The organism is Actinotignum sp. usb-actsch-213, from assembly GCF_059085665.1.
Map to the genome: position 1 here is coordinate 1 of NZ_JBHNSQ010000035.1, position 11,604 is coordinate 11,604.

General features: G+C 60.8%; 7 protein-coding genes. 6 read left to right on the forward strand and 1 reads right to left on the reverse strand.

Annotation, left to right across the window (positions count from 1 at the left end):
• Positions 1-248: 248 nt before the first annotated feature.
• The 5 genes from AC5RK6_RS03590 to AC5RK6_RS03610 all read left to right on the forward strand — a co-directional run bounded on the left by AC5RK6_RS03590 (position 249) and on the right by AC5RK6_RS03610 (position 8,528).
• Positions 249-4,931: a metallophosphoesterase gene (locus tag AC5RK6_RS03590; protein ID WP_435730810.1), complete on the forward strand. Its 4,683-nt coding sequence runs from the start codon at positions 249-251 to the stop codon at positions 4,929-4,931.
• Between the two features lie 340 nt (positions 4,932-5,271).
• On the forward strand, positions 5,272-5,919 hold the full coding sequence (locus AC5RK6_RS03595; RefSeq protein ID WP_039898292.1) for a ClpP family protease: 648 nt from the start codon (positions 5,272-5,274) through the stop codon (positions 5,917-5,919).
• Positions 5,920-5,957: 38 nt separating this feature from the next.
• Positions 5,958-6,635 (forward strand): ATP-dependent Clp protease proteolytic subunit, encoded by a 678-nt coding sequence (locus tag AC5RK6_RS03600; RefSeq protein WP_435730812.1) that lies wholly within the window; start codon positions 5,958-5,960, stop codon positions 6,633-6,635.
• Positions 6,636-6,873: 238 nt separating this feature from the next.
• The gene (gene clpX / locus AC5RK6_RS03605; protein WP_435730809.1) at positions 6,874-8,133 is read left to right on the forward strand and encodes an ATP-dependent Clp protease ATP-binding subunit ClpX; all 1,260 of its coding nucleotides are present in this window, start codon (positions 6,874-6,876) and stop codon (positions 8,131-8,133) included.
• Positions 8,133-8,528: a chorismate mutase gene (locus AC5RK6_RS03610; protein WP_435730808.1), complete on the forward strand. Its 396-nt coding sequence runs from the start codon at positions 8,133-8,135 to the stop codon at positions 8,526-8,528. The genes clpX and AC5RK6_RS03610 overlap by 1 nt, the downstream gene beginning before the upstream one ends.
• A gap of 77 nt (positions 8,529-8,605) precedes the next feature.
• Here AC5RK6_RS03610 and AC5RK6_RS03615 read toward each other — a convergent pair whose 3' ends face one another.
• Positions 8,606-10,441: an AMP-dependent synthetase/ligase gene (locus AC5RK6_RS03615; protein ID WP_394532635.1), complete on the reverse strand. Its 1,836-nt coding sequence runs from the start codon at positions 10,439-10,441 to the stop codon at positions 8,606-8,608.
• A 130-nt stretch (positions 10,442-10,571) separates the two neighbouring features.
• Here AC5RK6_RS03615 and AC5RK6_RS03620 point away from each other — a divergent pair, with 130 nt between their 5' ends.
• A complete protein-coding gene (locus tag AC5RK6_RS03620) occupies positions 10,572-11,477 on the forward strand; it encodes a PIG-L deacetylase family protein (protein WP_435730807.1) in 906 nt (301 codons plus the stop codon).
• The last annotated feature ends 127 nt before the right edge of the window (positions 11,478-11,604 follow it).

An 11,604-nucleotide genomic window follows, 5' to 3' on the forward strand; every position in this document is an offset into this window, starting at 1 on the left:
CTGCGCCGTCGTCGTACCACCACGGCGCATACGGTGCGCCGCACCGTGCCACCATGCCCCGCCGCACAGCCGCACCGTAGTACCTGCCGCACCGTAGTAACGTCGCAATGTGATATTCAATCGGGGCTCCTTAAATTAAGGGGATGTTTACGGCTCATTAAGGCGAATTCAATAGTTTGAGCAATGGAAACGCGTGTTTCCGAGTCGGGCCAATCCGCGCCCCGACTAGCTCAAAGCGAAGGATATTCATGCGACACGTGCGTCGAGCAGTAGCGGCTCTAGCTGCCGCTACGCTAGTGCCGGTCGGGGTGGCATTTACCGTGCCAGCCGTAGCCGACCCAGTACTCCCGGGAGTCGATTCTCCGGCTCTCGCCTCTACGAATGAGAATCCCGTCGTCGTTGACGGGGTGACTCAGCCCATGGATCCACGTCCCGGCTTCCGAGTGCTGCCCTACCTGCAGCGCCCCGGTGCCCACGAGATGACGATTAACTGGTTTACGGAACTGGGCCATAATGCCGTTCTCACCATCACCGGCCCGGGTCTGCCCGCCGAAGGGCGCACCTACACGGTAGCCGGCGTGCAGAACCCGGTGAACGATTACCAGGACTACGAACTTAAGCAGGGCACCCTCAGCCGCGGGAAGGCGCTGTCCGTACCGCAGGGAGCTTGGATTCGTGCTGATCATCCCTATAAGTACAGCCAGCGCGTAGAAGAGCTCCAGCCCAGCTCCACCTACACCTACACGGTCACGGTGGACGGCTACGCGCATTCCGCCACGCTGCGCACCCTCCCGGACGGCAAGGTGGGGATTACTGATCCGCTCCATATCATCGCCTTCTCCGATACCGAAACCGATCCCATCGGGCGCGTGACCTACCGCGAATGGGAACAGACCCTCAACCTGGCGGAAGGCTCCGAAGAGCGCCCGGGTAAGGGCTCGGCTTGGGATGAGAAATTCGGCGGCTCCACCCGTAACGGGAAGTACGCCGTCAATTACATGCTTACCGAGGATAAGGCGCAAGAAATCAATAACGCCGCTATTGCCGCCGCCAAGCCTGACCTGGTGCTGCTGCCCGGCGACATCGCCGAACGCGCCTCCTCGCAGAGCCACTGGGATGAATGGTTCCGTTACTTCGCGGGCGATAAAGGCCAGCTCCTCGATTCGATTCCGGTTATCACCTCGCTGGGCAACCACGAAGTGTACGGCTACGGCAGCCCCGATGATCGCACCGCGGTAGCCCGGGCGCGCGCCGCCTACAACCAGGTTTTTGATACCAACGGCTCGGATAACGCGAACGCTCGCGATGCCTACCACCGCACCGATATGGGGCCGGTGACCATTATCAGCCTCGATTCGACCAACGGTACGGATCAGACCACCAAGACGATGCCGGAAGAAGCCAAGATCGAAGGCAACGACGCAGGCATTACCGCCGCTCAGCTCGGGACGGACACCCAGGGCGTTTTCCCGTACGAGGAATACGCGCGGGACTTCCCCAAGTCCGTGGCGGCCGGCTGGTGGGGCCCGGATGCGGCCCCCGATTCGGTGGATCAGCCCAGCTTCATGCCCGGTTCGGAGCAGTACCGCTGGCTTGACGAGCAGCTTGCTGATGCCCGCGCCAAGGGCCAGATCATCATCGTGCAGTACCACCACGTAGCATATTCCAACGGCGTGCACGGCACTCCGATGGGCCACAAGTTCCCCGATCAGCAGCCGGGTGTGCCCATGCGCCACCTCCAGCCGCTCTTCGAAAAGTACAATGTCGCCTCCGTGTTCTCCGGCCACGACGAAATGTTCCAGGCCTCCTACGTGGACGAAGCGGGCGACGGCGTGGGCGTGTACCACTGGGACGTCGGCGTAGCCTCCGACGGCCTGCGCGGTGAAAAGATGGTCAAGACGGGGGAGAACGGCTCGTACGAACCGCTGCGTTTCAACTCCCACTCCGTGTGGATGGCGCAGGCCAACGAACCGGAAATGTGGAAGACCAACGAGGCGGGCGTGAAGAAACTCATCTCGGGCGGGAAACACTACGGCCACCTGGATATCAAGATTCAGCCCTACGCCGGCCCGGCCCTCGATTCCGGGGTGAAACCGGCCGCCGAAATGGTCATGACCCCCATCTCGCTCTTCCCGATCCTCGACGATAACTACGAGGTGGAAAAGGTGGAGCGCCGCGAGCTGCTCACCGGGCAGTTCACCGTGTACCTGGATGCGGAAGGTAACCCGCTGGCGGGCACCCCGCAGGAAGGCACCGGCCAGGACGAAGAGAAGACCCCGCTGTCCAACTTCTCCCTCGGCGTTATCCCGGACACCCAGTTCTACTCGCGTTACGCCACGGCGGAAACCGGTAACCAATTCGGTGCCATGTACGGCAGCGAACCTTTCTCCGCCCAGACCTCCTGGATTGCGCAGAACGCTGAGAAATACGGCATTAAGATGTCCATGCACCTGGGCGATATCGTCGACCAGTACAACCGTCCCCAGCAGTGGGAAATCGCCGATAAGGCGATGAAGATTCTGGAAGACGCGGGGCACCCGTACTCGATTCTTGCCGGTAATCACGACGTCGGGGCCGATGCTTCGGATACCGACCCGGTCGGCTACGGCACCTATAAGGAATGGTTCAGCGGTGAGCGTGCCGCCAAGAATTCCACCTTCGTGGAACGTGATCCGTCCGGGGCGCACGAATACCACATTCTCAAGGTGAACGGTCAAGATTTCCTGGTTATGAACCTGTCCTGGCAGGCTCAGGATGATGCCTTGCAGTGGGCCTCCGATGTGCTCGATAAGCACCCGAATACCCCCACGATCGTCAATTCCCACCAGCTCATTAACGTGGAGGGCGACGGCGTGACGCCGCTGGCCACCGAGTTCGGTGAAAAGGTATGGAACAAGGTCATCCGTAATCACGACCAGGTGTTCCTCACCTTCAACGGCCACCATCACGGCGCGACCACCTGGACGCGCACGAACGACGCCGGCCATCCCGTTTACCAGGTCCTCATGGACTACCAGATGGCCTACATGGGTGGAAACGGCTACATGGGCATGGTGGAATTCGACCTGCCGGGTAACAAGATTTACCAGACGTCCTTCTCGCCCTGGGTAATGACGAAGGCTAAAGACACCCTTGTTCCCGACGACCAGGCCATTCTCAACGGCCCGGGCCAAACCTTTGAGCTCGACTTCAACTTCGCGGAACGTTTCCCGAACCTCGTTATTGCTGATACGAAGGCTTCTTTGACGACGCCGCAGCTGCGCGAGTGGCTTGCTACCTACGATGCGCCGACCCAGGTTACCCCCACCGCCCCGACCGGTGCGGAGGACTACCCGAAGGTGGACAGCACCGTGTCCCACTGGAAGATGCCGGTGGATAAGGCTGAAGGCACCCCGGTTGCCGTGGGTGAAGCCATCGTGGACGCCGTGGGTGGGGATAACTTCACCCGGGCTCCGCTGGACCAGCCCGGTTCCAAGGGAGCCGAAGAAGGCGACGTCGTATGGACCCGTGACCACCACCCGCTCTCGGCCAATGCCGGCGCGGTGTGCTTCGCTAATGGTGGACGTGATAACGCGCGGTGGAATAACTTCGTGACCGCCGCTGATGCCGCCGTCAATAATGAGACTTTCGAGAACGGTTTCACCTTCGAGACCTTCATCAAGATCTCCCCGAAGTTCGATAACAAGAACAACGCCTGGATGGCCTGGCTCTCCCGCGATGGTCAGCGCCAGAACATCGCTGGCTACAACAACACCGAGGGCGAAGAACCGCCCTTCGCGTGGGCAATGTCCAATTTGGCTGAAATCCAGTTCTCCTTCGTGGATTCCCAGAAGCCCACCCCGGCCGAATCTTCGGCGTGGTCGGGTGAAATTGTGGCGCGCGATCAGTGGCTCCACCTCGCGGTGGTCAACGATCCGGAAACCAAGATGACCACGATGTACGTGGATGGGGTGCCGGTGCTGCGTAATTCGCCGGGTACCGTGGGCGTGGGCACCCAGGGCCTGCCGTGGGTCCTCGGCGCGGGCTCCTACGCCGGTGTGCGTGAATCCGGATTCCAGGGCTGCATCGGTGAAGTCCGCCTCGTGGGCGAACCGCTTGATTCGAGCAAGTGGCTGACCGCGCGCGCCGGGGAAACCCAGGGCGGCGAGCAACCCGGTGGCGAAGAACCGGGTACCGAGCCGAGCAAGCCGGGCACGGAGCCTACGGAACCGGGCGATAAGCCCAGTGAAGAACCGAGCAAGCCGGCGGCGCCGCAGGGTAACCTGCTCTTCAGCTCCACCGCCCTGGCGGGTGGTAATGCCGACCGTGTCACCAGCTACGGACGCGCTGGTGAAACCATCTTCGTGGGCGATTGGGACGGCGACGGCGTGGACACCCCCGGGGTGCGCCGCGGCAACACCTTCCTGCTGACCAATGCGGCCACCGGTAATGCCCAGCTGCAATTCTCCTTCGGCCGCGCGGATGACGAGATTGTTATCGGCGACTGGAACGGGGATGGTAAGGACACCATCGGGGTGCGGCGCGGTAACACGGTGTACGTGCGCGATGACCTGGCGGGTGGCAACCACACGGCAGCGATCGCCTTCGGGCGCCACGGTGACCAGCTCGTGGCCGGTGATTGGGATGGTAATGGGCGCGATGAACTCGCGGTGCGGCGTGGGAACATTGTCTTCGCCCAGGGTTCCTTCGCTGACACCCAGGCAAAGTCCACCTCCTCCTACGGCCGCCCCGGTGACGTCTTCCTCGCCGGTGATTGGAACGGTGACGGCGTGGATGGCATTGGCGTGGTCCGCGGTAACGTCTGGCACTTGCGTGAGAACGTGGGCGAAGGCGTCGCGGTGGCCAGCTTCGGCTTCGGCCGCGCCGGCGATATCTTCCTCGCGGGTGACTGGAACGGTGCGGGTGCTGACCGCCCCGCCGTCAACCGCTAGCAGTTCGCTACCGGAGGCTAGTAGCTAGCCACCTCCCCAGCGGGAGGGCAGCGAGAATCACCTCGCCGCCCTCCCGCTCTTTTTCTCAGTGGCGGCGCCGTGATGGCGCCATGACGGGGCACTGGCGCGTGGCACCGTGGTGGCGTGCCGCCACACTGGCGCGCGGCGTGATGGCGCCGTCGTGCTCCGTGGCACCGTGACGGCGCCAACCATGCGCCATCAGCGAAAAAGTCTCGAGCCAGGATGATCACGGCGGCCCGCGGGCGTTAAAGTCGCATACGAGTATGGAATCTCCGCGTGGGGGTTCCGAGGAAGGAAAACCGTGACCACATCACCTCGCATGGAAGGCCGGGATAATAACCAGCCTTCAGCATTCGGCGATGCTGTTTACCAGCGCCTCCTCAAGGAACGCATCATTTGGCTCGGCTCGGAGGTTCGCGATGATAATGCGAATCAGATTTGCGCCCAGATGATGCTCCTTGCCGCGGAGGATCCGGAGAGCGATATTTACCTATACATTAATTCTCCGGGTGGCTCGGTCACCGCGGGTATGGCCATTTTTGACACCATGCAGTATGTGCAACCGGATGTTGTGACGGTGGCTATGGGTATGGCGGCCTCGATGGGCCAATTCTTGCTCTCAGCTGGTACCAAGGGTAAGCGTTATATCACCCCGCACACCCGCGTTCTTATGCACCAGCCTTCGGGCGGCGCCGGCGGGGTAGCCGCTGATATCCGTATCAACGCCAATCTCATCTTGCAGATGAAGGAAGAACTTGCCGGACTTAACGCCAAGCACACCGGCAAATCACTGGAACAGATCCTGGAGGATTCCGAACGGGATCACTGGTTCACCGCGCAGGAAGCATTGGAATACGGCTTCGTGGATCACATTATTTCCAATTCGCAGGTCATGCTCAAGAAGCCGAATAGCGATAATAACGACGGCGCACTCGAAGCTAGCCACGCGGGGGAGGAGCTCTCATGACGATGAATTTCCGAGCCGCGGGTAACCTGCCCGCCATGATGGCTGCCGGTCGCGTTCCCACCGCTGGTTTCGGCCACGGTAGCGCGGGTCTCATGCCTTCCAACCGCTACGTCCTTCCCGATTTCGAAGAGCGCACCCCCTACGGCTACAAGCGCTCCAACCCCTACACCAAGCTTTTCGAGGATCGCATTATTTTCCTCGGGGTGCAGGTGGATGACGCTTCGGCCGATGATGTGATGGCCCAGTTGCTCGTCCTCGAATCGATGGATCCGAACTCCCCGGTGACCATGTACATCAACTCCCCGGGTGGTTCCTTTACCGCGCTCACCGCTATTTACGACACCATGCAGTACATCAAGCCGCAGATTCAGACCGTGTGCCTGGGGCAGGCGGCCTCCGCGGCGGCGGTGCTGCTGGCTGCCGGCTCTCCGGGCCGGCGCCTGGCGCTTCCCAATGCTCGGGTGCTCATCCACCAGCCCGCCATGGAGGGCATGCAGGGCCAAGCCACCGATATTTCTATCGTGGCCGATGAGCTCGATCGCATGACGGAATGGTTGGTCAACACCCTGGCGCACCACAGCGGGAAATCTCCCGATCAGGTACGGGCAGATATCCAGCGCGATAAGATCCTCACCGCCCAGCAGGCCAAGGAATACGGCCTGGTGGACAACGTGCTCGAATCGCGTAAAAATGCGGATACCGTGACCAACGGTTAATAGAATTCGCGCGCTTGTGCTCCAGGCTGTAGCTCTGGGCAGTAGCGCGTATTATGGGCGGGTAGGGGCCAGGTGCTCCTGCCCGCCCGCCTGCATGGGGCGGCGGGGCACGGCGCGGGAGCTGCGTCGTCGTACATCTCACTGACCTGGCGCCCCGCGTGGGAACGTGACCTTTGGGCGAAGATGCGGTGAAATAGGGAAGACGCGCGTACGGCGCGGCCGCGAGGCAAGGAGGAACATGGCGACCGTCGATGCAGCAGAAGCTCTCAAGTGTTCGTTCTGCCAGAAAACCCAACGCCAGGTAAAGAAACTCATCACCGGCTCGGGCGTATATATCTGCAATGAATGCATTGAGCTATGCAATGAGATTATCGCCGAGGAATTCGGGAAGGAAAACGATGGTTTTTCCCCGAATGAGCTTCCCGTTCCCGCTGATATTTACGCGTTTTTGAATGAGTATGTGGTGGGGCAGGATGCCGCCAAGCGCACGCTCGCCGTCGCCGTGTATAATCACTACAAGCGTTTGCGCGCCAAAGCTGCACCGCGCCCCGCCGATGGTGAGGATACCGTTGAGCTCGGCAAGTCCAATATTTTGCTGCTTGGACCCACCGGAACTGGGAAAACGTATCTTGCCCAGTCGCTGGCGTGGATGCTTGATGTGCCCTTCGCGATCGCGGATGCCACCTCTCTCACCGAAGCCGGGTACGTGGGCGAAGATGTCGAGAATATTTTATTGCGGCTCGTGCAGGCTGCCGGCGATGATGTGAAAAAGGCCGAATCCGGCATTATTTACATCGATGAAATCGATAAAATCACGCGCAAATCTGAAAATCCTTCCATTACCCGCGACGTGTCGGGGGAGGGCGTACAGCAGGCGCTTCTCAAGATCGTGGAAGGCACGGTTGCGGCGGTGCCCCCGCAGGGCGGGCGCAAGCATCCCCAGCAGGATTATCTCCAGATCAATACCTCGAATATTCTTTTTATTTGCGCCGGTGCGTTTGCGGGTTTGGAAGATGTTATTTCTACTCGCGTAGGGCGTCACGGTATCGGTTTCGGGGCGCAATTGCACGACGCCGAGGCCAATTCGACCATGCTTGCGCAAGTCACCCCGGAGGATCTTCACAAATACGGCCTTATCCCGGAGCTGGTGGGGCGCCTGCCCGTTATCGCAACGGTGGAAGCGCTGGGCGAAGACGACCTGGTGCAGATCCTCACCGAGCCACGCAATGCCCTGGTCAAGCAGTACACCCGCATGTTTGAGCTGGACGGGGTGCACCTGACCTTCCAGGACGAGGCACTGCGTGCCATGGCGCGTGAAGCTATGGAACGGGGCACCGGGGCCCGCGGGCTGCGCTCCATTATGGAACGGGTACTCGGCCCGGCCATGTTTGATGTGCCTTCCCGCAAGGATGTCCGGGAAGTGATTGTGACCCGCGCGGCGGTCACAGACGGTGCACCTGTGGAGATTGTTTCCGCTGCGCAACGGAAGAGCGCTTAGTGGGCGGCGAAGGGATGCGGCGCCATCCGGATGCAGAACGTTGCGCCGCGGAACTCGGGGCTTTGCGGGCGCGCCTCGACGTTTTGGATGCCCAACTTATTGAGCTGCTGGGGCAACGCAAGCAGGTGACCGATGCCGTGGGGAGCCTCAAGGACCGCTACCGGCTTCCCGCTCGCGATATGGCGCGCGAAGGTGTCCAGCACGCTCGAATTGCCGAGCTGGCGCGCGGGGCGGGGCTAGATCCCGAGTTTGCGGTGCGGGTGCATAATGTCATCACCTCGAGGGCCGTCGAGGATCACCAGCGTATTTCCCGCGCTTCCCGCGCTGCGCAGGCTGGCCGTGTTGTTCAGGCTCAGCGCGCTGAGCCTGAAGCTGGCGATGACGGCGCGCACTAGCTTCGCACAACACCGGGAGAAACGGGTCGGGGCGCGGACTAAGGTAGCCCACGCCCCGCTCTTGGCAGAACTATGACCTAGTCGCGGTTCTTATCGCCCTTATCCCCGTAAATATCGCGCCCGATCACGGTGGCGAAATCACGGAGCACCGCGGTGCGCTTCACCTTGAGGGAGGCGGTAAGGTAGCCGTTCTCCGGGGTGAAATCAATGGGCAGAATAACGAATTTACGGATGGATTCCGCGCGGGAAACCGCTTCGTTGGTGCGCTTAATGGCGCGATCCACCGCGGCGATAATCTGCGGATCGTGCACGGCCTCCGAAACGGACATGGCCGGCAGATTCTTGTTCTTCAGCCAGATAGGCAGCATCTCCGCGTCCAGGGTGATAAGCGCACCCACGAAAGGCCGCTGATCACCCACTACAACCACCTGCGAAATAAGTGGGTGTCCACGCAGCCGGTCTTCCAGGATTGCGGGAGAGACGTTCTTCCCCCCGGCGGTCACAATAAGTTCCTTCTTCCGCCCGGTAATCCACACGAAGCCATCTTCGATCTTGCCGAGGTCACCGGTGCGATACCAGCCGTCCTCGGTAAAAGCCTTGGCGGTTTCTTCCGGATTATTCAGGTACTTGTGGAAAACGTGATCGCCCTTGACAAGCACTTCGCCGTCGGTATCAATCGCAACGTGGCAGCCGGGATAGGCCGGACCCACCGAGCCGATTCGCTGGTGGTTGAAGCGGTTCACCGTGGTGGGTGCGGACGTTTCCGTTGCTCCGTAGCCTTCGAAAATATTAATCCCGATGCCACGGAAGAAATGCCCGAGCCGTGCACCCAGCGGCGCGCCACCAGAAATCACATTCTCGAGGTTCCCGCCGGTAATCTCCTTAATCTTGGAGTAGACCAGGCGTTCACCCACTTCGTGTTGGGCCCGCAATGCTAGCGAAGGCCCGGCTGCACTATCGAGGGCCCGCGAATAAGCAATCGCCACTTTGGCGTAGTAGCGGAAAATCTTCTGTTTCACGCCGGTGGCCTGGGCATCCGCCGCGTTGTAAATCTTTTCGAAAACACGCGGCACTGCCAAAATGTAATGCGGCTTGAAAGACTTCATATCTTCGACGAGGTTATGGGTATCGGGGCAGTGCCCGATGGTATTGCCCGCGTAGAAAGCCACCAGGTTAATAAAGCGCGCGAAAACATGGGCCATGGGGAGGAAGAGCAGGGTACGCTTCTCGCCGGAGAGGATCGGGGCGAGGTTATCATCCAACGGCCCGTTAATAACGACGTGCAGCAGGTTGCGGTGGCTGAGAACCACGCCCTTGGGCCGGCCTGTCGAGCCAGAGGTGTAGATGACGGTAGCTTCGTCGTCGGCATGCATAGCATCGATACGGCGGTCAATCTCAGCATCGAGATCCATGGTGCCGCGCGCGGAAATCCGGGCCAGGTCATCATCAGAAATAACGAAAATATCGCTAAAGAAATCAAAATCGGAACGGAAAGGCGCCATAACGGCGGCCATCTGCTGGTTTTCGACGACGGCAAAACGGCAGTGCGCATCTTCTACAATCCAGCGAGCCTGCTCCGTGGAATCAGTTTCGTACACGGTGACGGCCATCGCACCAATGGACCACAGCGCGAAATCAACAACGCAGAATTCATAGCGGGTGTGACACATGAGAGCGATACGATCCCCGGGCTGGACGCCCATGGCGATAAAGCCGCGTGCCAGCGCGCGATATTCGGATTCGAAAGTTCGCCATGCCACCGGCACCCATTGCCCCAGCGAGGCTTTGCGTGCCACCACGGTGCGCTCGGGCTGCTCGCGTGCGATGTTACGGAAAACCCACGGAATCGTCATTTCATCGGTGATATGAATCTTTCCGGGAGTGAAAACTTCAGTCCGCTCGATTTCGGCCATGATTCTCCTCAAGGTTACGCGTGAGTAAGTAAAGTGTACGGCACGCGCGGGAAACGGGGGTGGAGGCACGATGAGAGAGTTCTCATTACCTCCTCACCGCGATATTAACACGGGGCGGAACACTGGAGCCATGACGATCTCCATGAATGCTCTGCTTGCCGTGCTGCTACTTGTGGCGGCACTGTCCGTTGTCCTCCTTGAAACTTCAGTACGACGACGCATCCGCGCCTTCCGGCCCCTTCAGCTTTTTACGCTGGGAAGTGCTTTCCTTCTCGTTCCGGCTAATATCGCCCTGCTGGGCGGGAATGCGCCCACGAACCTGGAGCGGTGGGTGAGCCTGGGCTCCGTTGCGGCGCTGGCCACCCAGCTTGTTCTCCTGGTGAGTGGCTGGATTCCGGTGGGGGCGGCGGCGCCCACGCGCCGTATTCTCGCCGTCGGGGCGCATCCTGATGATCTGGAATTGGCATGCGGGGGTACTCTGGCGCGCTTGGCCGATGCGGGGCATGAGATTCATGCCATCGTGGCGGCGGACGGTGCGGTGGGAGGTAATGCCGGGGAGCGGGCCGGGGAAGCCCAGCGCGCCAGTACGTTCCTCGGGGTGACCTCACTGCGCACCCTCGGTCTACCCGATACCTGCCTCGCCGAACACGAAAATACTCTCACCGCCGCTATTGAAGAAAAAATCCGCGTCCTCAACCCGGATATTATTTTCACCCATTCAGCCCACGACCAGCACCAGGACCACACCGCCGTGCACCGCGCCACCATGAGGGCCGGACGGCGCCACCCGGCGATTCTTTGCTATGAATCCCTCTCCGCTACCGCAAACTTTTCTCCGCAAGTCTTCGTGGATATCACCGAGTACACCGGGGTGAAAAGCGCCGGGGTGGCTATCCACACCGACCAGATGGACAAGCCGTATATGGCCGGTGACGTCCTCACCGCCAAAGCTAATTTCCGGGGCGAACAAGCCAAAATGGAGGCCGCGGAAGCTTTTGAAGCGGTACGCATTCCCGCTTTCCGGGGCGTGCTTTAGATCATCGTGGCGTGCTCTCAGCCCGGGGTGCCTGCCTGCACCGTGCCTGCGCCGTTGCACTGCCCGCACCGCGAGCGCCGTCGCTCCGTGCGCCTGCGCGCGCCGTGGGCACCGTTGCCCCGTGCGT

Bases quoted from the DNA above. Each gene is read 5' to 3' on its own strand.
- AC5RK6_RS03590 (WP_435730810.1), top strand. From the start codon at position 249: ATGCGACACGTGCGTCGAGCAGTAGCGGCTCTAGCTGCCGCTACGCTA.
- AC5RK6_RS03595 (WP_039898292.1), top strand. From the start codon at position 5,272: ATGGAAGGCCGGGATAATAACCAGCCTTCAGCATTCGGCGATGCTGTT.
- AC5RK6_RS03600 (WP_435730812.1), top strand. From the start codon at position 5,958: ATGGCTGCCGGTCGCGTTCCCACCGCTGGTTTCGGCCACGGTAGCGCG.
- clpX (WP_435730809.1), top strand. From the start codon at position 6,874: ATGGCGACCGTCGATGCAGCAGAAGCTCTCAAGTGTTCGTTCTGCCAG.
- AC5RK6_RS03615 (WP_394532635.1), bottom strand. From the start codon at position 10,441: ATGGCCGAAATCGAGCGGACTGAAGTTTTCACTCCCGGAAAGATTCAT.
- AC5RK6_RS03620 (WP_435730807.1), top strand. From the start codon at position 10,572: ATGACGATCTCCATGAATGCTCTGCTTGCCGTGCTGCTACTTGTGGCG.